Here is a 21,007-nt window from a genome sequence, read left to right on the forward strand (position 1 = left end):
TTAAGTCACGTGGTTCGATAAACATAACCAGATTTTTGCTCATGCTGCAAGAAAGTCGTCCGCTAGCGTTTCGCCGTGGATCGCGAGCAGATGGTGGCGTACGTCCGGGCCCGGCGCGACGGCGTCGTGACGACCGTCGGACCGGGCGGGGCACCGCAAGCGGCGTACGTCGAGCTGACGATGACGGCACGTGGGGAGGTCGTCTTCGACGCGCGCGCCGCCTCCCGCAAGGTCGCGAACCTGCGCCGGGACCCTCGTGTCGCCCTGGTCGTCGGGGGCTCGGACGGGACGACGCTGCAGGGCGAAGGCGAGGCCGACGTCCCGACCGGCCACGATCGCGCGCGATGCGTCGAGGCGTACGTCGCGGACCTGCCTCAGTACGAGGCGTCGCTGTCCGTCAGCGGCATCGTGCTGCTCCGGATTCGGCTCACCTGGGCTCGGCACGCCGACCACCGGGCAGACCCGGCCGTGATCGAGGACATCGACGTCACTTCAGGCTCGCGGTGATCATGCCCCGTCCGTCAGTCCCTCAGAAGCCGTTCGGCCAGCAGCGCGACGCCGACCCCGATCGCGGTGTAGAGGAGGCCGCACGTCACGACGTAGAGAAGCCCGAGGGCGCCGATCCGCAATCGAAGGTCGTCAAGGCCTTCACCCACATCCAGGCGCCGTGCCTCACCACAGCGGGCCGGCCGGCAGGTGCCCCGGTCGGCATGCACTGTCGGCCTCCAGCGACTTCCCCGAAGCCGCGGAGCTCGTCACGCGCCTGTACGAACGGCTCGGGTTCGACACCGTCGACAACAGCCCGTTGAGTGAGTCGTGGCGCAGCAGTCCTGGCCAACCCACGTGGATTGCCCACGAGCACCAGACCGGGCACAAAGGGGGCCGCCCGGGTCAGCGCTTGACGCGTGTCACCCAGTACGGAGTGTCCGGCGTCGGCGGCGTCGTGAACCTGGCGTTCGGCAGATAGAGCCAGCGCCCGAACGAGGCCACCGTGGTCGGCACGTCGAAGTCCGGATCGGTGATCACCTTCACGAGGCGACCGCTCCGTCCCTTGCGGTCCAGCGTGAGGACGGCGATCTGGTTGAGCCGGTTCTGGACGACGTACAGGGTGCGCCCCTTCAGCAGCATCCCGTCGCCGTTGACGAGTGACGTGTCGCCGAGGTCGACCTTGCGGGTCTTGCCGGTGCGCTTGTTCACGCGGTGAAGCTCGCCGAGCGTCGAATTCACCACCAGGAGCGCCTTGCGGTCGGGCGTCTGCGTGATCCCGTTCGCGGCGAAACCCGTGCCCTGGACCCAGTCGCCCGACAGCGGCAGCGTCACCACGTCGGACGGATCGCCCGGACGTCCGTTGCGGCGCAGCGGCACGCCGTACAGCTGAGGCTGCGACGAGTCGGTGAACCACGCCTTGCGCTTGGTGAGGACGACGTCGTTGACGAACGAGGCCGCCCTGGTGAACGTGTACGAGGCGATGATCTCGCCCGTACGGGAGCTGACGACGCGGCCGTCACCCGCCGGCCCTCCGGCGACGAAGAGCCGCTTGTGCCGGTCGGACTTCATCCCGACCGACGGCGTCCCGGGACCTTGGCTGATGATCTCCCCGGCGCCTGTACGGAGGTCGACCTCGTAGATGTCTCCATCGGCACGTGACCCGAACCACGCGGTCGGTCCGGGACCGAGCGCGATGCCTTCGGGCAGGAAGCCGTCGGGGAGCTCGAGGCGGTCAGGAAAGGCCTGCGCGGTGGCAGGAGGTGGGGCGAGCACTGCGGTGGCGAGCACGGCGGCAAGGGCGAGTACGAGCTTTCGTGGGTGCATGGTCGTCACTCCTCGTGACCGGGGAGGGGACTCCGCCACCGTAACGAGGACGGGCGCAGAGTGCCAGGCTCAGTCGAGGACCCCGCTGAGGTCGAGGCACGCGAGTCGCTCGGGATCAGAGAGCACGTCGATCGCGACGATCTTCCCGTCGGTGACCGTGAACGCGATGACGACCTGCGCCTCGCGACACGGGACCCCGACCACGCCGGCGGCTCCGTTGACGAGGACGTGGTGCACGAACGGCAGAAGCCGACTGATCGTGACCGCCTGCGAGGAGACCGCCGCGGCGCCGCGCCGCGCGACCCGAGCATGCGGAACGCGACGGCGCGCAGCCTCGGGTGCTGCGCCTCGAACGCGTCCTCGAGCCACCTGTCGTCTGCTCCGAGCCGGTCCTGGTCCGTCACTGGTCACTCGCTTCCGTACGAGAGGACTCGCCATGAGCACCGTGCCGACCGTCGTCGTCATCGTCGCTGCCGCGTGGACCGCCTTCTCCGGTGTCGGCGTGCTGACCCGCCGGGCATTCATCGTCGACAACCTCGCCGCGGCGACGTGTCTGAGCGTCTACTTCGTCGGAGCGGTCATCACCGTACGGGCGCACGCGTACGGGCACGTGCTGTTCCCGCTGCTCACCTCGTACCGGCTGTCGCTGCCGACTGGCTCCTCGCGACCGCGGGCTGAACGGACGAGGCGGTAGAACAGGGGAGTGACGACCTGGGACACCGAGACCGCCGGAGTCGTGGGGCTGCCGTCCGGCCGCCTCGTACGGGGTCGCGGCCTGCGGGCAGCACGCGAACCCGGTGACGAGCCGACGCTCGCCGTCCATCTCACCGGCAAGCGACCTTCCGCGCGGCCATGGGAGCAGCGCTGGATCCTGTGGCGTGACTTCTGGGTGCCGTCCGATCCTGACGAGGCGACGTCGACGCTGCGTGAGGCGTACGACCGCGCTCCGGACGCGCGCGTCGAGATCGGCTGCGGCGGCGGCATCGGTCGTACGGGGACGGCCCTCGCCGTGCTGTGCGTGCTGGACGGGATGGAGCCGGATGCCGCGGTGGCATGGATCCGGGCGCACTACCACCCTCGAGCCGTCGAGACGCCCTGGCAGCGGCGCTTCGTCCGCCGCGTCAGACGAGGCTTGCCATGAGGCCGCCGTCGAGGACGTAGCTGCTCCCGGTCACCCACGTCGCGCGATCCGACGCCAAGAAGCAGGCGACTTCGGCAATGTCCTCCGGTGTGCCGAGGCGCCCCTGCTTCGCGGCGACCAGGTCACCGAACGGCACCTGCGTCGCGCCCTCGAAGTCAGGTCGGAGCCGGTCGACCATGCTGGTGTCGGCGAATCCCGGGCACACGGCGTTGACGCGGACGCCGGAGGCGCGGAGCTCGACCGCCGCGACGCGCGTCATCTGGATCAACGCGGCCTTGGTCGCGCAGTACGACCCGAGCAACGGGCTGCCTCCGAGACCGGCGATCGAGGAGATGTTGACGATGTTGCCGCCGGACTCGATGAGGTGTGGGGTTGCCGCCTTCATCGCGACGAACGGGCCGCGGACGTTGATGGCGAAGATCTTGTCGAAGCTCTCCGTGGACTGCTCGACCAACGGGCTCGAGACTTCGATGCCGGCGTTGTTCACGAGGACGTCGAGCCCACCGAGGATCTCCACCGCTGATGCGATCGCCGCCTGGACCGCCGCTTCGTCGGAGACGTCGCAGTTCGCTGTTCCCGCTGCGCTGAGCTCGGCGCGCGTCGCCTCGGCGGCGTCGGCGTCCACGTCGCTGATGACGACCTGAGCCCCCTCGGCGATGGCGAGGGCGGCGATGGCACGCCCGATACCCCTCGCCGAGCCGGTCACGAAAATGCGCTTGCCGTCGAGCTCTGACATCGGGGCCTCCTGGGTGTGTCGGGTGTCAGGAGGCTAACGCGCGGGTTCGCGGTCGGCTGACCAGATCGCGCAGCCCAGATCAGGCAGCGCCGTCGGCCGGGGCCCTCACGGCGTCCGCACCCGCGGGTTCGGGCTCCCATCGCAGGAGGTCACCGGGCTGGCACTCGAGCACCTCGCACAGCGCCTCGAGGGTCGTGAACCGTACGGCCTTGGCGCGGCCGTTCTTGAGCACGGCAAGGTTCGCCGGGGTGATGCCGACGCGGTCGGCCAGCGCGCCCACGGACATCTTGCGCCTGGCGAGCATCACGTCGATGTCGACGACGATCGGCATCAGATCACCTCGTCGAGCTCGGACTGCAGATGCGTCGCCTCGGCGTCACGGGCCACCGCCTGAGCGAGCAGAGTCCGCAGGACCAGGACGAGCAGCGCGACGCCGGCGACCATGAGACCGACACCGCCGACGAGGAGGACGATCCCGGGTGCGACCGCTTCGCCGGGAGCGAGGACGACGCCGAGCGCGAAAGTGAGCAGCGACGCGACGGCGACCGCGCCGACGATCACGTCGACGTAGCGGAAGGACGCGGGCGAGAACACCGTGCCGCGACCCACCATCGTGAGGAGCCGCCACACGCAGACCATGACGACCTGCGTGGTGACGATCCCGAGGAGCACGACCACGACGGCGGGCACCCGTACGGCAGTCGGCGCCTCGTTCAGGTCGACCGCGAGCAGCGGCACCATGACGACCTGGACGAACAACGAGCCGAGCAGGCCGAGGACGAGCACGACGCGCAGGGCGAGAACGGTGAGCTTCCCCATGGCGCACCTCCTATCGAATGATGATCTGAATCTATCGTTAATCGATATGCCGCGACAACCCTTCGTTCCCCATGGCACGATCGGCAGGTGACTACTGCCGAGGAGCAGCGTCTGCGCGACCTCGCGCAGCTGCGCCGTGTCCGCGACCGGATCGACCGCGAGTACGCCATGCCTTTGGACGTCGAGGCGCTCGCTCGCGGCGTCAACATGTCGGCCGGTCATCTCAGCCGCCAGTTCCGAGCGGCCTACGGCGAGTCGCCGTACTCCTACCTGATGACCCGCCGGATCGAGCGGGCGATGGCGCTGCTGCGGCGCGGCGACATGAGCGTCACCGACGTCTGCTTCGAGGTCGGCTGCTCGTCCCTCGGCACCTTCAGCACGCGGTTCACCGAGCTGGTCGGCGTCCCCCCGAGCACCTATCGCGCCGAGGCTGCGAACGCGTCGGTGGAGACTGAGACCACCGACGAGATGCCGTCCTGCCACACCCGGCAGGTGACGAGGCCGATCAGGAATCGAGAAGCACGTGGGCCCGGGACGCCACTAGCGTCGTCCTCATGAACATCACCATCCACTACGCGTTCCTGCCGCACACCGACGCCGACGCCGCTCTCGGCTTCTACCGCGACACGCTGGGGTTCGAGGTACGCAACGACGTCGGCTACGAGGGGATGCGCTGGCTCACGGTCGGTCCTCCGAACCAGCCCGAGACCTCGATCGTCCTCCATCCGCCGGCCGCCGACCCCGGCATCACCGACGAGGAGCGTCGCGTGATCCTCGAGCTGATCGCCAAGGGCTCGTACGGCTCGCTCGCGCTGGCCACCGACGACCTCGACGGACTCTTCGAGAAGCTTGTGGCCAGCGGCGCCGATGTCGTGCAGGAGCCGACCGACCAGCCGTACGGGGTCCGTGACTGTGCCTTCCGCGACCCGACCGGCAACCTCCTTCGCATCAACCAGAGCTGACATGGCCGACACAGCGACGCTCGCGCTCGATCACACGACACTCGGGGTCTCCGACGTCCGTACCGCGCACGACTTCTACACGGCGGTCTTCTCGTCCGCGCCTGTTGCCGAGCTGGCGGCAGACGTGGGCGCCGAGTCGGCCGTACGGGGCGGCGCACGGATGCTCAAGCCCGCTAAGAAGGGCTTCTTCGGCGGATTCTCCACGGTCTTCGAGGCCCCGGACGGCACGATCTAGAAGGTCGCTTGCGTGTGACAGACGGTGACCGGATTGGCCCCTAGGGTGGACCGAGGACGCCGCCCCGCTGACTGCATGGAGAGACGATGACGAAGGGCCACCACGGCGAGCACGGACCCGTCTGCGCACGTCGCCGACAACCACGACCTGATCCGCGTGCAGGGCGCGCGCGAGAACAACCTCAAGGACGTCAGCGTCGAGCTGCCGAAGCGTCGACTCACCGTGTTCACCGGCGTCTCCGGATCCGGCAAGAGCTCCCTCGTGTTCGCCACGATCGCCGCCGAGTCTCAGCGGATGATCAACGAGACCTACTCGGCCTTCCTCCAGGGATTCATGCCGTCGCTCGCGCGTCCCGAGGTCGACCATCTCGAGGGCCTCACCACGGCGATCATCGTCGACCAGGAGCGGATGGGGGCCAACCCTCGGTCGACCGTTGGCACTGCCACTGACGCCAACGCGATGCTGCGGATCCTCTTCAGCCGTATCGGCACTCCGCACATCGGGCCGCCGACCGCCTTCGCGTTCAACGTCCCGACCCGCACGGCGAGCGGGGTCATGAAGACGGAGAAGGGCGGCAGAGAAGAAAAGTCGGTCGTCCGCAACGCGGTCTACCAGGGCGGCATGTGTCCGCGCTGCGAAGGCATGGGCGCGATCAGCGACTTCGATCTGACGGCGCTGTACGACGACTCCAAGTCGCTCGAGGACGGCGCGTTGACCGTCCCCGGCTACAGCATGGACGGCTGGTACGGCCGGATCTTCAGCGGCGCGGGGCTCCCGATGGACAAGCCGATCGCGAGCTACACCAAGAAGGAGCTGCAGCTGCTCCTCTACGCCGAGCCGACCAAGATCAAGGTGGAGGGCACCAACCTCACGTACGAGGGACTGATCCCCAAAATCCAGAAGTCGATGCTCTCCAAGGACGTCGAGGCGATGCAGCCCCACGTGCGCCGCTTCGTCGAGCGCGCGATCACGTTCACAACCTGCCCCGACTGCGACGGCACCCGGCTCAGCAAAGAGGCGCTCTCGTCCAAGGTCAACGGCAAGAACATCGCTGAGCTCTGCCAGATGCAGATCAGTGACCTCGCCGTGTGGATGCGCTCGCTCGACGAGCCGGGCGTCGCGCCGCTCGTCGCGGGCCTGCAGCACCTGCTCGACGCGTTCGAGGACATCGGCCTGGGATACCTGAGCCTTGACCGTCCGGCCGGAACGCTGTCCGGCGGCGAGGCGCAGCGGACCAAGATGATCCGCCACCTCGGCTCGTCGCTGACCGACGTCACGTACGTCTTCGACGAGCCCACCATCGGACTGCACCCCCACGACATCGAGCGGATGAACAACCTCCTGCTCCAGCTGCGGGACAAGGGCAACACCGTCCTTGTCGTCGAGCACAAGCCGGAGACGATCGCGATCGCCGACCACGTGGTCGACCTCGGTCCGGGCGCCGGCACCGCGGGCGGCACGATCTGCTTCGAGGGCACCGTCGACGGATTGCGGGGGAGCGACACCACCACCGGGCACCACCTCGACGACCGGGCGGCGCTCAAGGAGACCGTACGGAAGTCGACCGGGGCGCTCGAGGTCCGCGGGGCGTCGACCCACAATCTCCAGGACGTCGACGTCGACGTGCCGCTGGGGCTGCTGTGCGTCGTGACCGGCGTGGCCGGCTCCGGCAAGAGCTCGCTGATCCACGGCTCGATCGCCGAGCGCGACGGCGTGGTCGTCGTTGACCAGGGCGCGATCCGCGGCTCCCGCCGCAGCAACCCGGCCACGTACACGGGCCTGCTGGAGCCGATCCGCAAGGCGTTCGCCAAGGCCAACGGTGTGAAGCCGGCACTGTTCAGCTCGAACTCCGAGGGCGCGTGCCCTGCTTGCAAGGGCGCCGGTGTGATCTTCACCGAGCTCGGGGTGATGGCGACCGTCGAGTCGACGTGCGAGGAGTGCGAGGGCCGTCGCTTCCAGGCCTCGGTTCTCGAGTACACGTTCGGCGACCGCAACATCGCCGAGGTGCTGGCGATGTCGGTGACCGAGGCCGAGAAGTTCTTCGGCGAGGGCGAAGCCCGTACGCCTGCCGCGCACAAGATCCTCGACCGACTCGTTGACGTCGGCCTCGGCTACCTCAGCCTCGGCCAGCCGCTGACGACGTTGTCAGGCGGCGAGCGCCAGCGGCTCAAGCTGGCGACGCAGATGGCCGAGAAGGGTGACGTGTACGTCCTCGACGAGCCGACCACCGGCCTCCACCTCGCCGACGTCGAACAGCTTCTCGGTCTGCTCGACCGCCTCGTCGAGTCGGGCAAGTCGGTCATCGTCATCGAGCACCACCAGGCGGTCATGGCGCACGCCGACTGGATCATCGATCTCGGTCCCGGCGCCGGGCACGACGGCGGCAAGGTCGTCTTCGAAGGCACGCCCGCCGACCTTGTCGCCGCCCGCGCGACGCTGACGGGGGAGCACCTCGCGGAGTACGTCGCCGTATGACGCTGCGACGGGGGCGTCGTCAGACGTTCGCCGACGAGTTGAAGGGTCGAAGCGCGCCACCGCAGGCGGGCCGAAAGCACCGGATGTTCACGCAGTTCGGCATCTACGTCTGCGAACCGCGGCGCGGTCAAGAGTTTTGCCCGCCCGCGTGACGACCATCCGCAGGCTTCAGGCGGTCTCCCACACGAAGCTGTCGGGGTCGGTGAACGTGCCCGCGTCGTTCACGAGGGCGATCCGGTGCGATCCGCTGCCGTCGACGGGCACTCCGGCGTCCTTCGCCAACGCCTTGCGGCCGTACAACCCGAGCTTGACGTGGCCCTCCGGCGCCTTGAACTCGACATACTTCTTCCCGAAGCTCCGCTCCACGGCGAGGCCGTGGTCGACGTAGAACTGCTTGGTGGCGGCGACGTCGGTGGCACCGATCAGAAGGACGACCTCGTCGATCTCGCGTACCGGACGCCCCTTCTCCTTCTTCGACGGTGAGGCGGCCTTCCAGATGGCCCCGTCCGGTGCCTGCACGACACCGCCGTACCCCCACATGCTTTTGGCGGCCGGTCTCAGCACCGTGGCCCCGGCCGCGAGCGCGGACTCGAGGTAGCTGTCGACCGACGACGGCTGGGGGAGGACGAGCGACAGCGTGTAGGCGCGGAAGCCACTGGTCGGGTCGTCGCCTTCGCGGACCGACAGCAGCTCGCCGAGACCGAACGCGGCGTCGTAGAAGGCGCGGCCGGCCGCGGGGTCGGACGCCTCGAGCGTGAGAGATGCGATCGATGTCATGAGGTGCTCCTTCAGCGGATGTCTCGTCCGGACGGACGATGACGATGTCTTCACGCTAGGAGGCGAGCGAGGTTCGGTGCTTCTCGATTCGTGACCGGTTGGGGGAGCCGCTCACGGAAGAGTCAGCCGGACGCCTGCTTCCTCAGCTGTGTACGCGTCGCGGAGCGCGTTCGTCCGTACGAGATCGGCCTCTGCTCGCGCGCGGTCGGTGAAGTCGACCCGTGCCGTCCAACGACGCGCGAACGACAGCGCAGCAATCAGGCCGGGGTAGTTCTCGTTGTGGGTCGCGCCCTTCAGCGCCGACAGATAGTTGAGCCGGTAGACGGTCGGGATGACGATGCGGACCTCTCCGGCTCCGGCCAGCTCGGCGTTCATCATGACGCGGGCGACGCGCCCGTTGCCGTCGGCGAACGGGTGCACCTCGCTCACGACGAACATCAGGTAGGCCGCACGGGCGAACGGGCTGATCAGCCGTGCGCCGATGTCGAATCCCTCTTTCAACGTGCCCTCGACGAGCTCGGGTGCGACGAAGTAGGTCTCACCTGCACGGTTCGCCCGCTTCTTGAAAGTGCCGGGTGCCATCGTCGGCCGACCGGCCATGAGGATCGCGTGCCGGCGCCGCAGCAGGTCGAGGAGCTCGTCCGCGGTCGACGGCCGCTGGCGCATGACCTCGTCGGAGGACGTCAGCTCGTATGTCCCGAGGATGTCGTGGGCGTCCTCCGGGCGCTGCTCGGGGACGACGTCGTCGAAGACGATCTCCGCCGCCTCGTCCAAGGTGAATTCGGTGCCCTCGATGTAGTTGGAGAAGTAGGCCTCGTAGAACGGCAGCAGCGTGCGCCGCGTGGCGTCGTCCGGGAGCGCGGGCACGCTGTCCGGCGCCAGCGTGTCGAGATAGTCTGCGAGCCGGGTGAACACGTCTGCGCGGCGGCGGTCGTACGGCTGGCCCTTGGCGCGCGCGACGAGCTGCGGTGTCTGCAGGATGTCGGTCGGACGCGTGTTCATCGCCGCCCCGACGAGCTTGTCGAGGAGGTCGAGCTCGTGCTGCCGCCCGAGGAAGGGCGCGAGGGCGCGCGCGTCGTCGCGGAGCTTGTTGATGGCCTCCTCGCCCCGCCCGGCGAGGATCTCGTCGATCCACAGCTCGACCTCGGCTCGGGTGAGCGTCCTCGCTACGCGATCCTTCGCCGGTCGGGTCGGGACGAGGTTGTCGAGGATGCCGCGAGCGGGCCCGGCGAGCCACACCTCGCCGGGGAGCGCGAAGTCGCCCGGCATCGCCGACGGCCCCTGTCGCGGGACGACGGTGACACCCGCCAGCTTCAGCTCCGTACGACGGGGGTGGACGACAAAGAGGAAGCCGTCGGTCGGCAGCCCGTTCGTACGGGCGGACCGGTCGGCGATCACGGCCCCCGGGAAGCGCTTGGCGACGATGGTCCAGAGATGCTCGCGGACGAGCTGCTCAGTGGTCTTGTCGACGTCGGGGGAGTAGATCCCCGTGCCCAGCTGGACGAGACGCCCCGCCTTGTGGGCGCGCGAGATCTTGTCCTTGTCGCTGTCGGCCGAGAAGACCACCGAGGGAAAATCGGTCGCCATGACTACTCCTCACGATTGGTCTGCGGGATGCAGGTTTCCTCGCAGCGTACCGCTCGCGTGCGACAAAATCTGGTTCCAGGACAGCGAAAGACAGATTTCGTCGCGGTTTATGCGACTTTTCTCGTATCCCAGACGGGCGGTCAGCGAGCCGTGAGAGAGGCGATCAGGTCGCGTACGCGTCGTTCGATGTCGTCCCGGATGCCGCGGACGACATCGAGTGGCTGGCTGGCCGGGTCGTCGAGGTTCCAGTCCTCGTACCGCTTGCCGGGATAGATCGGGCAGGTGTCGCCGCACCCCATCGTGATGACGACGTCGGCGCGAAGGACGTCGTCGGGGGAGAGGAGTGACGGCTGGTGGGCGGTGATGTCGATGCCTTCCTCACGCATGGCCTCGACCGCGACGGGATTGAGCTGGTCGGCAGGCTCGGAACCCGCGGACAGGACCTGGACGGCGTCCCCGGCGAGATGCTGGAGGAAGCCCGAGGCCATCTGGGAGCGTCCGGCGTTGTGGACACAGACGAAGAGGACGATCGGCGGCGCGGTCATCTGACCATCTCCTGCGGGTCGGTACGGGGACGGAGGGCGAGTGCGGCATAGACGAGGGCAACCAGGACGGGCACCTCGATCAGCGGACCCACGACGCCTGCCAGCGCCTGGCCCGAGGTGGCTCCCCACGCGCCGATCGCGACGGCGATGGCGAGCTCGAAGTTGTTGCCGGCAGCGGTGAACGCGACGGTGACGGTCCGCGCATAGCCGAGCCGTGCCACTCGTGCGGCGACCCAGGCGATCGCGAACATCGCCACGAAGTACGCCAGCAGGGGCAAGGCGATGCGCGCGACGGCCCACGGGTTGCGGGTGATGGTGTCGCCCTGCAGCGCGAAGAGCATGATGATCGTGAAGAGCAGACCCCACAGCGCGAGAGGGCTGATCCGGGGGAGGAAGGTGTCCTCGTACCAGACTCGGCCCTTGAGACGCTCGCCGAGCAGCCGGCTGCCGAAGCCCGCCGCGAGCGGTACGCCGAGGAAGACGACGACACTGAGCGCGATCGCGGCGAGGCTGAACTCGGCTGTCGTGGTCTCGAGCCCGAGCCAACCAGGCAGGGTCTGGAGATAGAACCACCCGAGTCCGGCGAAGGCGACGAGCTGGAAGACGCTGTTGACCGCGACGAGGACGGCGGCGGCTTCGCGGTCGCCGCACGCGAGGTCGTTCCAGATCAGCACCATCGCGATGCAGCGCGCGAGTCCGACGACGATCAGGCCTGTCCGGTACTCGGGGAGGTCTGGCAGCAGGAGCCAGGCGAGCGCGAACATCAGCGCCGGCCCGACGAGCCAGTTGAGGACCAGCGAGAGCGTGAGGAGGCGCCGGTCGGCCAGCACCGTACGGGTCTGGTCGTACCGGACCTTGGCCAGCACCGGATACATCATCACCAGGAGGCCGAGGGCGATCGGGGCACTGACCGAGCCGACCTCGAGCCCCGCGAGCGCGTCGTCGAATCCGGGGACGAGGCGGCCGAGCAACAGGCCTGCGAGCATCGCTGCGCCGATCCAGAGCGGGAGCCAGCGATCGGTGGCCGACAGTCGCCCGGCCGCGGGGACCGGGCGACTGTCGAGAGTGCCGCTCTGGGTCATGCGCTCGGCTTCACGGCCCGGATGATCGCGCTGTGCATCCCGGCTGCCGCCTCGTGGGTGAACTCGACCTCGGCGTCGACGAAGCCCGCCGCCGCCAGCCCGTCGAGATACTCCGTACGGGACAGGGCGCCGGCGATGCAGCCCACGTACGAGCCACGCTCAGCACGGTCGGCCGACGTGAGGTGGTCCTCGGCGACCACGTCGGAGATGCCGATGCGACCGCCCGGCGCCAGGACGCGGAACATCTCGGAGAGCACCTTCGGCTTGTCGACCGACAGGTTGATCACGCAGTTGGAGATCACGACGTCGACTGCAGAGTCGGGAAGGGGAACGTCCTCGATCGTGCCCTTGAGGAACTCGACGTTCTGCGCCTCGGCCTTTTCGGCGTTCGCGCGGGCGAGGTCCAGCATCTCGTCGGTCATGTCGACGCCGTACGCGAACCCTGTCGGCCCGACACGGCGAGCGGAGAGCAGCACGTCGATCCCGCCGCCCGAGCCGAGGTCAAGAACCTTCTCGCCCGGGTTGAGCGCGGCGACCATCAGCGGGTTGCCGCATCCCAGGCTTGCGGCCAGCGCCTCGGCGGGAAGAGCTGCGGCCTCGTCGGCGGAGTAGAGCCCGGCTCCGAAAGCGTTGTCGACCTCGGCAGCGGGACCTCCGCAGCACGAGCCCGTGGCAGAGTCCGTGGGAGACGCAGCGGGGGAGCAGCACGAGTCCGCCTCCGTCGCCTCGAGGATGAGCGTGTTGCTCGCGCCCGCACGGACCTTGACCGCGGCCTCGGCGTAGCGCCGGCGAACCTCGTCGACCAGCGCGTCGTCGGTAGCACCCATGGGAAACCCTCCAAGTGATTGATGAACGTCGATACATAGACGATTACCGATCTATCGATCAATGTCAATACGTGTGGCAGACTGGTCTCATGGCCACCATGCTTCCGCTCGTCGACACCCCAGCCGCCGCTTGCTGCTCGACGTTGACCGGGGGCGTCCTCAGCGAGGACGACGCGGCGACGCTGGCCAAGATGTTCAAGGCGCTCGGCGATCCGACACGCGTCCGGCTCCTGTCGATGATCGCCGCCAACGCCGACGGCGAGGCGTGCATCTGCGACCTCACCGAGCCGGTCGGCCTCAGCCAGCCGACGGTGTCGCACCACATGAAGCTGCTGGCAGAGTCGGGCCTCGTGACGCGCGAGCAGCGAGGCCGCTGGGCGTACTACCGGGTGGTCGAGACTGCGCTCGACTCGCTCGGGGCGTCACTCACCAGCCGTCGCACCTGATCTCACGCGCCGCACCTGATCTCACGCGCCGCACCCGTTCGAAATCGTGGTGCACTACCCGGCCGCCTGCCCGTAGGTTCGAGCAAGCGCCGAGCAGCACGGCTCGGCAGAAGGAGAGATCGCGCCGATGCCCGCTGCCATGATCGAGGTCCGCCGCCAATACACCGAGGCAGAAGAGGTGGGCCTCGTCGAGGCGGTCCACGGCGCGCTCGTCGCCGCCTTCCGCATCCCCCAGCAGGACGGGGAGGTACGCCTCGTGGTGCACCAGCCACACCGATTCGCCGTCTCGCCGACGCTTTCGCAGCCGGAGCTCGCTGCTCTCGTGACGATCGACTGCTTCGCCGGCCGCTCGGTGGAGGCCAAGCGCGCCCTCTACACCGAGATCGTCACCCGCTTCGGCGCCTTTGGTATCCCGCGCGACCACGTCACGATCACCCTGCGGGGGAGTGCTGCCGAGAACTGGGGCATCCGCGGGGGGCAGGCCGCATGCGACGTCGACCTCGCCTTCGACGTGAACGTCTGACCCGAGTCAGGACGCCCCGTCGCGGTGACGGACCTCCTCAGCCGTCGGGTGGCGGTCGACGTACTCCTGCCCGGAGAGCTTCTGGATGGCGGACATCAGGCCGTCCGCCGCCTCTCGCCAGGCGATCGGATCTTCGGCGCGGTGGCGCCAGGCACTCAGGTCGAGCGGATCGCCGAGGTGCACCTCGGTGCGTCCTCGTCGCCAGCGACCCCGCCCGGGAGCGTCGACCTCCCTCGTACCGAGGATGCCGACCGGCACGACGACGGCCTCGGGTGTCTGCAGTGCCACCCGCATGACCCCCGTACGACCACGGTAGAGGCGACCGTCGGGGGAGCGGGTGCCCTCGGGATAGATCACCCACACGCCACCGCGGGTCAGGACTTCTCGCGCGGCGTCCAGGGCTGCGTCAGCACTGCCCTCGCCGGACCGCTCGATCGGGATCTGACCGGTGGAGCGGCACAGCGTCCCGTAGAGCCGGCCACGCAGACCGCCCTTCGCGAAGTAGTCGCGCTTCGCCACGAACGTGACGCGACGGGGGACAGCAGCGCAGACCACCAGGGAGTCGATCTCGCTCAGGTGGTTCGGCGCCAGAACCACGGGCCCGTCGGGCATCTGGCCGATCAGAACCGGACGCGTGAACCAACGCACCACTGGGCCGAGCAGGACGTACTTGAGAAGCCAGTACACGCAACCTCCTGAACAGTGTCTGGTTGTGGATTCTTGCAGGTGAGCTAGACACTGCCTAAGTGGCGACACGCGACGAACTCGTCGAAGCGGGGGTAGACCTCCTCGAGAGTGGGGGACTGGCCCACCTCACCCTGCGGGAGATTGCTCGTACGGCGGGAGTCTCGCACGGCGCACCACGGCACCATTTCCCGACGTACGAGAGTCTCGTCGCGGCGATCGCACGCAGGGGAGTCGAGGATCTCGACGTCGAGCTTGCACCGATCCTGAGGGATCCGGACCCAGTACGGGCGATCCGCGGAGCGGCTCAGCGCTATGTCAGTTTTGCCGCTGAACGTCCGGACATGTTCGAGCTGATCGGGAGGCAGGGCCCTGCTGGCCGGCGCTGGGGGCCATCTGCGTTCGGTCGCCGGCGAGTGGTTCCGCGTGCTGGGCGGACGGATCCACGAGCTAAGCCCTGACGCCGACAACCGCCATGTGGTCGCGCTGTGGAGCGGGGTCCATGGACTGGCAACCCTCATGAGCCGTCGATCTGCCGAGGCAGTCACCGAGAACGAACCCGACTCGAATGCGGTCATCGAGATCCTGGTCAGCGGCCTGCTCGCTCAGCTCGCTCTCGACCCCGCTAAGGAGCACCGCCCATGATCCTCCCGAAGGTCCGAGACCCTCGCTTCATCACGATCCGCCGTGGGGGGGACTCTCACCGATTCCGACCACCACCTTCTCGCTCTGTGGGCGGCCTCGTGTGCGGAGCATGTGCTTGATCTCTTCGAGTCGGTCCGGCCCGAGGACCCACGGCCGCGGCAAGCAATCGAGCACGCACGTGCCTGGGTGCGCGGCGAGATCAAGATGATGGAGTCTCGCTCGGCGGGCGGCCATGCCATGGCGGCCGCGAGAGACCTGAGAGGTGCGGCCCGCCATGCCGCGTATGCCGCCGGTCAGGCCGGGGTCGTCGCGCACGTGGCCGCGCACGAGCTCGGGGCGGCTGCGTACGCGATCAAGGCTGTACGCGCGGCCGCCTCGGACGGGGGCGGCGATGCTGTCGGGCGGCTTGAGTGCCGCTGGCAGCGAGACCAGCTCCCCGAGGCGATTCGGGAGCTCGTCCTCGACGACCAGCGGCTGCGCAACGACCTCTGCTGGTCGGTATTCGACTGCTGAAGCGCCGCAAATGCTCGACCCTCGCTGCCGAACCTGAACGCGACGAGGGTGGCGTCCGTCCATGTTCGGCCTGTGAACGTGTCCTCAGCATGTCTGCGAACACTGCCGATGTTGTCGATGCTCTGGCGGCCTCCGCCCCTGGGCGTCGATGGCTCGTCGCCGTCGACTGAGTAGATGCCAGCGGGAAGGCGACGTTCGCTGAACGTAAGTGGCCTCCTGTATCGACGCCGGCGTCCATCAGTGGCGTGACGCTTGTGCGTGAGCAACTGCACTTTGAAGCAGCCGGACGCACGAGCGTCCTCGAGCACGCGAGCGAGCATCTGCCGCGCAACACCCCGGCGCCGGTGCTCGTACGCGACGACAACCGCCTCGATGAACGCCGTGGGTCAGCCCGCTCTTGCGGGGAGTGGGGCACGGGGCCCTGGGGGACACCGCTTCGTTCTGGGACAGAACGCATAGGACGGCCGGGAGATCGGACTCTGAGGCCGGGCGAATCACGTAGTGCGTGCTCATTCGGTAAGCCTCATCGAAGCGAACTCACGATTCCAGGGCCACCAGGAGTTGATGAGGCGGGAGGGGCACCGTCAGCTACCTTCGCCTCATGGACTTGGTGCGACGGATCACAGCACGGGGGAGCGAGTTCCTGCTCTTTGCCTTGACTCCTCCTCGGATCACGGTCACTCCTGAGCGGGCCCAGGAGATCGCCGACGTGACACAGAAGCGCCTGACTCCGCTGGGTCTCGATGGTCTCGTCCTCTACGACATCGACGACGAGAGCGATCGCAACCCGAAGGAGCGACCGTTTCCGTTCCTGCCCACCATCGACCCTGCAATCTTCCGGGCACAGCACCTGAAAGACTGGAGCACGCCAGTCGTGGTGTATCGGGCTGTCGGCAAGTACGAGGAGAGCGATCTCCGTGCGTGGTTGGAAGCCCAGGACGCCGACGACGCACTGACGGTGTTCGTCGGCGCTTCGTCCCGACACGCGCAGTCAGCGACCTCGCTTGCCCGCGCCCAGGAGCTGTGGGCGCAGACACGACCCAATCTGCAGCTCGGGGGCGTCGCGATTCCCGAACGGCACAGCCGCCGGGGCGAAGAGCATCTACGCCTGATCGCGAAGCAGGAAGCCGGGTGCTCCTTCTTCGTCACGCAGGTCGTCTACGACGTCAACGCAGCGAAGAACCTGGTATCGGACTATCGCTACGAGTGCGCCGCGCGGGGCCTCGAGCCCGTGCCGATCGTGTTCACGTTCTCGGTGTGCGGCTCCCTCAAGACGCTGGAGTTCCTCGGCTGGCTCGGCGTCGACGTACCCCGCTGGATCCAGAATGACCTGCGCCACGCAGACGACACGCTTCAGGCGTCGTACGAGCAGTCACTAGGCGCGGCTCGTGAACTGATCGGATACTGCCGACGTATGGGAGTTCCGTTCGGCATCAACGTGGAGAGCGTCTCGATCCGTCTTGCCGAGATTGAGGCCTCGGTGGACCTCGCCCAGGAGCTCGAACGGGAGCTTCGTCGCTAGGGTCCAAGCGTCAGATGAGGCCAGTCGCATCTCCTTCTCCACTCCCGCAGACGGTGCGCCGATAAGCGACATTATGTCAGGTTGTACGTTCTCTGCACACTCTCAACATGCAAGTTGCGGTCCCCTGGGTTCACTCGTGTGGGCGTGCACAGCCCTTCAAGGCGTGCTGATCCTGACGCCCCGAACCGGAGACATTCGTACGCCGACGGCGCGCTGGGCTCGACGCGAAGGCCGGCTCGGCGTGCCGGTTCATTTCACCACGCTGTTTCCGTTCATTGCCCCAGACAAGATCGACTCGACCACGACACCGCACGGCGGCGTACGTTATGTAAGGCAAACGCGGTGACCACCCCTCCAGCAGTCCCCTTGCTCAGCTGGCGCTGTCTTCGTCGTTGCGGTTCGCGGCTGCTTCGCGGTCACGGAGCATGCGTTCGACCGCGTACGACGCGTGAGTGTCGTCGATCCGGAACCGCTCCTTGTTGTAGCGCTGCGTCGTCCGCGGATCGGCATGGTCGGCTGCGTCCTGCACTCGATGGAGCGGAACGCCGGCTTCGAGCGCGAGGGTGATGAACGTGTGGCGCAGGCTGTGAGGGCTGATCTTGTCGGCGTCTTCGATGCCCGCGTCGACTGCTGTCTTCTTGATCAGTCGACCGGCGGCCCGCCGGTCCAGCCTCCCGCCACGTGACGTCATGAACACCGGACCGGTCACTCGGTCTCCGACCAGCTCACCAAGCGCCTCCCAGGTCGGCGTCGTGAGCACCACGCTCTTGCGAGCGCCGCCCTTTCGGGTGATCGTCGCGATCCGGTGCTTGCCCCGCCGGGAGAAGTCTTCGACGTCGAGGCCGAGCGCCTCGGAGATCCGTAGCCCGTCGTGGGCAAGAAGGACCATCAGGGCATGTGCTCGAGGTCCACGCTGTCGCGCTGCGTCCAGCAGTGCTGTCACCTCGTCTTCGTCCAGCCCGAGCGTCTGCGAGTCCTGAGGGACCTTCGGCCGTCGCAGGTGCACAGTCGGCGAGACGGCGATCGCGTCCTCGACGACGGCGGTTCGGTAATACCCCGACAGCGTCGAGCATTTCCGAGCGATCGTCGCAGTGCTCGCGCCATGGACGGTCCGCAGCTCGTTGACGTACAGGTCGATGTGGGAGCGACGAACCGCGAGCGGATCCAGCGCGCGTTCTACGCACCACGCGAACCAGCCGCGCAGGTCCCGTTCGTACGCGGCGATGGTGTGCGGTTTGGAGTACTGGACGAGGAAGCGGGCCGCGAGCACAGCCGGCCGTGATGCTTCAGGTACGCGGTCGATCGGGACGAGGAGAACGTTGTCGGCTGCAGCGTGAGCCAGCGGCGCCGGAGGAGCTGACAGCGTCACGGGGGTCGGTAGCGACAACGGTGGTCTCCTTCGCACGGCAAGCCTGTCCCCCAGAGTTTCCCATCGGTCCCCCCGGCCCCGCGCAGTGCAGCGCATTTCTCCGAACTCACCACTGTCGCGAGGCTGTTTACCCCATAACCGTGATTATGGGGTAACTCCTGAAGGTAACGAGCCCATAAACTAACCCATGTAAATAAACCCACCCCGCGATGGGTACGAGTGGGTTTAATACGAGTTGGTTTAATTGGACTGTGGCCGACATGACAACACCAGAACGCGAACCCACTCCCCCGTCCATTCGTTGCGCGTGGCTCGACTGCGACCGCGACAGAGCTCCCCGCCAGGGCGGACGGGGGCCAGCCCGTATCTACTGCGAACTGCCCGACCCGGTCACCGGCACGCCGCACAACGCGAACAACGCAGCACGACTCCCGAGACGGACCCGCACACCAGGGCCGACACGCGCAACCCCTGCCCCGCCTCACCCCGATGTGGTCGACGAGGACTCGATTGATGCCTTCGCTGCGACCAGCTCGACCTTGAACCGCGCCAACGATCTGGCCGGAGTCCTCGGCCAGATCGTGAGCCAGCTCACGGACTACCTCCGCACCGCAGCCGACCCCGACCTCGCCGAAGCCCAGATCAAGCTTGTCCAGGCCAACGCCGACGAGAGCGTCGCTGTGGCGAAAGCCGAACTCGCTCGCGCCGAGTCACGCATCGGCGAGTTCAAGACCGCGCTCACCAATCGCGAACGAGAAGCAGGCGAGGCCGTGGCCGCGCTCGACGCGGCCAACGCGGAGCTCTCACAAGCGCACAAGGACCTCGAGGGCACCCACGCCGACCACGAGACGACCAAGACAGAGCTGAAGGAGACAACTGGTCAACTTCTGGTTGCCCACGACGCGATCACCGGACTCGAAGACCAGCTTGAGACCACCCGCCGCGAGGTCCGCGAACGCGACCAGACCATCGTCACTCTGAACGACGAACTCGCTGCGACTCGTGAAGCAGCCGGGGCGGCAAGGGCAGACGCCGACCGCTGGCACACCGAGGCGACGGCGGCGAAGAACGAAACCAGATCCGTCATCGAGCTCCTCAACTCCAAGACCATCGAGGTTGAGACCGCGAACGCCAAGGCCGCGACAACGACCGCGCAGCTCGAGGAACGGACCGCTGCGCTCGCCGACATCCGTGAGCAGGCGACCCACTGGCGCAAGGCGACCGAGACGGCCCAGGCGCAGACCGAGTCCGTTCGTACGGCCGCGGAGACGGCCCGTGGCCAGACTGACTCGGTTCGCGCAGAGCTTGCCGAGGAGACGCGACGTACCCGTGAGCTCGCCCAGCAGGTCGCCACGCTCGAGGAGCGGCTCGTCGCAGCATCGCAAGCGGCCGAGAAGGCTAAGAGTCGGGAACAGAAGCGCTGAAACCTCCGACACCTGGGAGCCCTCGTACTCAATACGAGGTCTCCCAGGTGTCGCGTTGCGGAACACACACCAGCGCTTGCGATTCTCAACGAAGTTGGTGGCACCCTCGGGGTCCCGCTGCAAGGATGACGCCCATGACGGCCGACGACGGGACCAATGATCATTGCGTCTTCTGCGCCATCGTGGATGGCGATGCCGAGGCCAGCGTGGTTCATGAGGACGAGCAGGCTGTCGTGTTCATGGATCTGAACCCGGTGACACCGGGCCATCTACTCGTCGTACCTCGCCGCCACGCTGCAGGTCTTGAGGACCTTGACGAGGAGACCAGCACGCATGTTTGGCGTCTCGCTCATCGCCTGGCCCGCGCCTTGCGTAGGTCAGGGTTGCGTTGCGACGGCATCAACGTGTTCATGGCCGACGGAGAGGTCGCATTCCAGGAGGTCTTCCACTTCCACCTGCACGTGATTGCGAGGCATGCAGGAGATGGCTTCACGATCAACGCAGATTGGAAGGAACGATCACGGAGCCTTCTCGACACCGACGCGAGCGCCATCAGGAACGCGCTCGTCAACTCGTGACACTCCCCTGCCCGCGTCGACGCCGCCGTCCACTAGCCTCCCGTTAGGTCGTTCGAGGAACTGAACATGAAGGCAACATCGGTTCTCATCGGTGGGATCGTCGCGACACGAGAATCCAGCAGTCCAAGGGATAGCGCAACTACCTCCCCCGCTCCACCCGCGTTGCTGAGCGCGAGACCTCAGCGCGCTCATCAAGTTCGGCAGAGGTGCGCACGGTGGTCGATCGCGTCGACCAGGACGACGTGGTCGTCGTCGAGGATCTTGACCAGCACGCGATAGTCCCCACGACGTGCTGATCACTCAAC

Annotated in this window: 28 protein-coding genes and 1 pseudogene; 15 read left to right on the top strand and 14 right to left on the bottom strand. The window is 67.5% G+C overall.

Annotated features, from left to right (window positions below; all coding sequences use genetic code 11):
• The first annotated feature begins 75 nt into the window (after positions 1-75).
• Positions 76-507, top strand: a complete 432-nt coding sequence (locus tag ACFSDF_RS19585) for a pyridoxamine 5'-phosphate oxidase family protein (RefSeq protein WP_377158811.1) — start codon at positions 76-78, stop codon at positions 505-507.
• 14 nt (positions 508-521) lie between these two features.
• Here the strand turns inward: ACFSDF_RS19585 and ACFSDF_RS19590 are convergent, their stop codons facing one another.
• The 3 genes from ACFSDF_RS19590 to ACFSDF_RS19600 form a co-directional block, all read right to left on the bottom strand.
• Positions 522-656, bottom strand: a complete 135-nt coding sequence (locus tag ACFSDF_RS19590) for a hypothetical protein (protein WP_377158813.1) — start codon at positions 654-656, stop codon at positions 522-524.
• Between the two features lie 235 nt (positions 657-891).
• Positions 892-1,812 (bottom strand): SMP-30/gluconolactonase/LRE family protein, encoded by a 921-nt coding sequence (locus ACFSDF_RS19595; RefSeq protein WP_167002697.1) that lies wholly within the window; start codon positions 1,810-1,812, stop codon positions 892-894.
• Positions 1,813-1,881: 69 nt separating this feature from the next.
• Positions 1,882-2,181 (bottom strand): hypothetical protein, encoded by a 300-nt coding sequence (locus tag ACFSDF_RS19600; protein ID WP_377158815.1) that lies wholly within the window; start codon positions 2,179-2,181, stop codon positions 1,882-1,884.
• 67 nt (positions 2,182-2,248) lie between these two features.
• Between ACFSDF_RS19600 and ACFSDF_RS19605 the strand changes: the two genes are divergently transcribed.
• Both ACFSDF_RS19605 and ACFSDF_RS19610 read left to right on the top strand, forming a co-directional pair.
• On the top strand, positions 2,249-2,506 hold the full coding sequence (locus tag ACFSDF_RS19605) for a hypothetical protein (protein WP_377158817.1): 258 nt from the start codon (positions 2,249-2,251) through the stop codon (positions 2,504-2,506).
• Positions 2,507-2,515: 9 nt separating this feature from the next.
• Positions 2,516-2,953: a phosphatase domain-containing protein gene (locus ACFSDF_RS19610; protein WP_167002691.1), complete on the top strand. Its 438-nt coding sequence runs from the start codon at positions 2,516-2,518 to the stop codon at positions 2,951-2,953.
• Here the strand turns inward: ACFSDF_RS19610 and ACFSDF_RS19615 are convergent.
• The 3 genes from ACFSDF_RS19615 to ACFSDF_RS19625 form a co-directional block, all read right to left on the bottom strand.
• Complete coding sequence (locus ACFSDF_RS19615) at positions 2,934-3,689, bottom strand: SDR family NAD(P)-dependent oxidoreductase (protein ID WP_167002689.1); 756 nt, start codon at positions 3,687-3,689, stop codon at positions 2,934-2,936. The two genes, ACFSDF_RS19610 and ACFSDF_RS19615, sit on opposite strands and share 20 nt — an antisense overlap.
• A 79-nt stretch (positions 3,690-3,768) precedes the next feature.
• On the bottom strand, positions 3,769-4,020 hold the full coding sequence (locus tag ACFSDF_RS19620) for a helix-turn-helix domain-containing protein (protein WP_167002687.1): 252 nt from the start codon (positions 4,018-4,020) through the stop codon (positions 3,769-3,771).
• Positions 4,020-4,508 carry a DUF2975 domain-containing protein gene (locus tag ACFSDF_RS19625; protein ID WP_167002685.1) on the bottom strand — a complete coding sequence of 163 codons (489 nt, stop codon included), beginning with the start codon at positions 4,506-4,508 and terminating at the stop codon, positions 4,020-4,022. Before ACFSDF_RS19625 ends, ACFSDF_RS19620 begins: the two co-directional genes overlap by 1 nt.
• Before the next feature lie 87 nt (positions 4,509-4,595).
• Between ACFSDF_RS19625 and ACFSDF_RS19630 the strand changes: the two genes are divergently transcribed.
• The 4 genes from ACFSDF_RS19630 (at position 4,596) to ACFSDF_RS19645 (ending at position 8,180) form a co-directional block, all read left to right on the top strand.
• Positions 4,596-5,066, top strand: coding sequence for a helix-turn-helix transcriptional regulator (locus ACFSDF_RS19630; protein ID WP_377158820.1), 471 nt, complete (start codon positions 4,596-4,598; stop codon positions 5,064-5,066).
• Positions 5,063-5,470, top strand: coding sequence for a VOC family protein (locus ACFSDF_RS19635; RefSeq protein ID WP_377158822.1), 408 nt, complete (start codon positions 5,063-5,065; stop codon positions 5,468-5,470). Before ACFSDF_RS19630 ends, ACFSDF_RS19635 begins: the two co-directional genes overlap by 4 nt.
• Before the next feature lies 1 nt (position 5,471).
• Positions 5,472-5,705 carry a VOC family protein gene (locus ACFSDF_RS19640; protein WP_167250972.1) on the top strand — a complete coding sequence of 78 codons (234 nt, stop codon included), beginning with the start codon at positions 5,472-5,474 and terminating at the stop codon, positions 5,703-5,705.
• A 156-nt stretch (positions 5,706-5,861) separates the two neighbouring features.
• Entirely contained in the window at positions 5,862-8,180 is a 2,319-nt protein-coding gene (locus tag ACFSDF_RS19645; protein WP_377158824.1) for an ATP-binding cassette domain-containing protein, read from the top strand.
• 168 nt (positions 8,181-8,348) lie between these two features.
• On the opposite strand, the gene ACFSDF_RS19650 is transcribed toward ACFSDF_RS19645, so the two are convergent.
• From ACFSDF_RS19650 to arsM, 5 genes are all read right to left on the bottom strand, one after another.
• Positions 8,349-8,957, bottom strand: coding sequence for a glyoxalase (locus ACFSDF_RS19650; protein ID WP_377158826.1), 609 nt, complete (start codon positions 8,955-8,957; stop codon positions 8,349-8,351).
• A gap of 111 nt (positions 8,958-9,068) precedes the next feature.
• A complete protein-coding gene (locus ACFSDF_RS19655) occupies positions 9,069-10,544 on the bottom strand; it encodes a Fic family protein (protein WP_167002673.1) in 1,476 nt (491 codons plus the stop codon).
• Positions 10,545-10,684: 140 nt separating this feature from the next.
• Positions 10,685-11,089 carry an arsenate reductase ArsC gene (locus tag ACFSDF_RS19660; RefSeq protein ID WP_167002671.1) on the bottom strand — a complete coding sequence of 135 codons (405 nt, stop codon included), beginning with the start codon at positions 11,087-11,089 and terminating at the stop codon, positions 10,685-10,687.
• Positions 11,086-12,171, bottom strand: a complete 1,086-nt coding sequence (arsB, locus tag ACFSDF_RS19665) for an ACR3 family arsenite efflux transporter (protein ID WP_167002669.1) — start codon at positions 12,169-12,171, stop codon at positions 11,086-11,088. Before arsB ends, ACFSDF_RS19660 begins: the two co-directional genes overlap by 4 nt.
• Complete coding sequence (gene arsM / locus ACFSDF_RS19670) at positions 12,168-12,998, bottom strand: arsenite methyltransferase (RefSeq protein WP_167002667.1); 831 nt, start codon at positions 12,996-12,998, stop codon at positions 12,168-12,170. The genes arsB and arsM overlap by 4 nt, the downstream gene beginning before the upstream one ends.
• An 89-nt stretch (positions 12,999-13,087) precedes the next feature.
• On the opposite strand from arsM, the gene ACFSDF_RS19675 reads away from it, so the two are divergent.
• A complete protein-coding gene (locus ACFSDF_RS19675; RefSeq protein ID WP_167002665.1) occupies positions 13,088-13,444 on the top strand; it encodes an ArsR/SmtB family transcription factor in 357 nt (118 codons plus the stop codon).
• A gap of 127 nt (positions 13,445-13,571) precedes the next feature.
• A complete protein-coding gene (locus ACFSDF_RS19680; RefSeq protein ID WP_167002663.1) occupies positions 13,572-13,967 on the top strand; it encodes a tautomerase family protein in 396 nt (131 codons plus the stop codon).
• Positions 13,968-13,973: 6 nt separating this feature from the next.
• On the opposite strand, the gene ACFSDF_RS19685 is transcribed toward ACFSDF_RS19680, so the two are convergent.
• Positions 13,974-14,654, bottom strand: coding sequence for a lysophospholipid acyltransferase family protein (locus tag ACFSDF_RS19685; RefSeq protein WP_377158833.1), 681 nt, complete (start codon positions 14,652-14,654; stop codon positions 13,974-13,976).
• 59 nt (positions 14,655-14,713) lie between these two features.
• Between ACFSDF_RS19685 and ACFSDF_RS19690 the strand changes: the two genes are divergently transcribed.
• The 3 genes from ACFSDF_RS19690 to ACFSDF_RS19700 all read left to right on the top strand — a co-directional run bounded on the left by ACFSDF_RS19690 (position 14,714) and on the right by ACFSDF_RS19700 (position 15,809).
• On the top strand, positions 14,714-15,112 hold the full coding sequence (locus tag ACFSDF_RS19690) for a TetR/AcrR family transcriptional regulator (RefSeq protein WP_377158836.1): 399 nt from the start codon (positions 14,714-14,716) through the stop codon (positions 15,110-15,112).
• Positions 15,113-15,170: 58 nt separating this feature from the next.
• A complete protein-coding gene (locus ACFSDF_RS19695) occupies positions 15,171-15,296 on the top strand; it encodes a hypothetical protein (protein ID WP_377158839.1) in 126 nt (41 codons plus the stop codon).
• Between the two features lie 111 nt (positions 15,297-15,407).
• Complete coding sequence (locus tag ACFSDF_RS19700; protein ID WP_377158842.1) at positions 15,408-15,809, top strand: putative immunity protein; 402 nt, start codon at positions 15,408-15,410, stop codon at positions 15,807-15,809.
• A 230-nt stretch (positions 15,810-16,039) separates the two neighbouring features.
• Here ACFSDF_RS19700 and ACFSDF_RS19705 read toward each other — a convergent pair.
• Positions 16,040-16,183 (bottom strand): annotated as a pseudogene (locus ACFSDF_RS19705) (GNAT family N-acetyltransferase); the annotation flags it as partial.
• Positions 16,184-16,518: 335 nt separating this feature from the next.
• On the opposite strand from ACFSDF_RS19705, the gene ACFSDF_RS19710 reads away from it, so the two are divergent.
• Entirely contained in the window at positions 16,519-17,331 is an 813-nt protein-coding gene (locus ACFSDF_RS19710; RefSeq protein WP_377158845.1) for a methylenetetrahydrofolate reductase, read from the top strand.
• A gap of 370 nt (positions 17,332-17,701) precedes the next feature.
• Here ACFSDF_RS19710 and ACFSDF_RS19715 read toward each other — a convergent pair whose 3' ends face one another.
• Positions 17,702-18,718 carry a tyrosine-type recombinase/integrase gene (locus tag ACFSDF_RS19715; protein WP_377158848.1) on the bottom strand — a complete coding sequence of 339 codons (1,017 nt, stop codon included), beginning with the start codon at positions 18,716-18,718 and terminating at the stop codon, positions 17,702-17,704.
• A gap of 191 nt (positions 18,719-18,909) precedes the next feature.
• On the opposite strand from ACFSDF_RS19715, the gene ACFSDF_RS19720 reads away from it, so the two are divergent.
• Both ACFSDF_RS19720 and ACFSDF_RS19725 read left to right on the top strand, forming a co-directional pair.
• On the top strand, positions 18,910-20,124 hold the full coding sequence (locus ACFSDF_RS19720; RefSeq protein WP_167002652.1) for a coiled-coil domain-containing protein: 1,215 nt from the start codon (positions 18,910-18,912) through the stop codon (positions 20,122-20,124).
• A gap of 134 nt (positions 20,125-20,258) precedes the next feature.
• Positions 20,259-20,702: an HIT family protein gene (locus tag ACFSDF_RS19725; protein ID WP_377158851.1), complete on the top strand. Its 444-nt coding sequence runs from the start codon at positions 20,259-20,261 to the stop codon at positions 20,700-20,702.
• Positions 20,703-21,007: the final 305 nt, after the last annotated feature.

Source organism: Mumia zhuanghuii (assembly GCF_042681565.1).
Taxonomy (GTDB): Bacteria; Actinomycetota; Actinomycetes; order Propionibacteriales; family Nocardioidaceae; genus Mumia.

Excerpts from the sequence above, each read along its gene's own strand:
- ACFSDF_RS19625 (WP_167002685.1), bottom strand. The coding sequence starts at position 4,508 with ATGGGGAAGCTCACCGTTCTCGCCCTGCGCGTCGTGCTCGTCCTCGGC.
- ACFSDF_RS19595 (WP_167002697.1), bottom strand. The coding sequence starts at position 1,812 with ATGCACCCACGAAAGCTCGTACTCGCCCTTGCCGCCGTGCTCGCCACC.
- ACFSDF_RS19680 (WP_167002663.1), top strand. The coding sequence starts at position 13,572 with ATGCCCGCTGCCATGATCGAGGTCCGCCGCCAATACACCGAGGCAGAA.
- ACFSDF_RS19620 (WP_167002687.1), bottom strand. The coding sequence starts at position 4,020 with ATGCCGATCGTCGTCGACATCGACGTGATGCTCGCCAGGCGCAAGATG.
- ACFSDF_RS19605 (WP_377158817.1), top strand. The coding sequence starts at position 2,249 with ATGAGCACCGTGCCGACCGTCGTCGTCATCGTCGCTGCCGCGTGGACC.
- ACFSDF_RS19615 (WP_167002689.1), bottom strand. The coding sequence starts at position 3,689 with ATGTCAGAGCTCGACGGCAAGCGCATTTTCGTGACCGGCTCGGCGAGG.
- ACFSDF_RS19660 (WP_167002671.1), bottom strand. The coding sequence starts at position 11,089 with ATGACCGCGCCGCCGATCGTCCTCTTCGTCTGTGTCCACAACGCCGGA.
- ACFSDF_RS19635 (WP_377158822.1), top strand. The coding sequence starts at position 5,063 with ATGAACATCACCATCCACTACGCGTTCCTGCCGCACACCGACGCCGAC.
- ACFSDF_RS19720 (WP_167002652.1), top strand. The coding sequence starts at position 18,910 with ATGGGTACGAGTGGGTTTAATACGAGTTGGTTTAATTGGACTGTGGCC.
- ACFSDF_RS19675 (WP_167002665.1), top strand. The coding sequence starts at position 13,088 with ATGGCCACCATGCTTCCGCTCGTCGACACCCCAGCCGCCGCTTGCTGC.
- arsB (WP_167002669.1), bottom strand. The coding sequence starts at position 12,171 with ATGACCCAGAGCGGCACTCTCGACAGTCGCCCGGTCCCCGCGGCCGGG.
- ACFSDF_RS19725 (WP_377158851.1), top strand. The coding sequence starts at position 20,259 with ATGACGGCCGACGACGGGACCAATGATCATTGCGTCTTCTGCGCCATC.
- ACFSDF_RS19650 (WP_377158826.1), bottom strand. The coding sequence starts at position 8,957 with ATGACATCGATCGCATCTCTCACGCTCGAGGCGTCCGACCCCGCGGCC.
- ACFSDF_RS19655 (WP_167002673.1), bottom strand. The coding sequence starts at position 10,544 with ATGGCGACCGATTTTCCCTCGGTGGTCTTCTCGGCCGACAGCGACAAG.
- ACFSDF_RS19695 (WP_377158839.1), top strand. The coding sequence starts at position 15,171 with ATGAGCCGTCGATCTGCCGAGGCAGTCACCGAGAACGAACCCGACTCG.
- ACFSDF_RS19640 (WP_167250972.1), top strand. The coding sequence starts at position 5,472 with ATGGCCGACACAGCGACGCTCGCGCTCGATCACACGACACTCGGGGTC.
- arsM (WP_167002667.1), bottom strand. The coding sequence starts at position 12,998 with ATGGGTGCTACCGACGACGCGCTGGTCGACGAGGTTCGCCGGCGCTAC.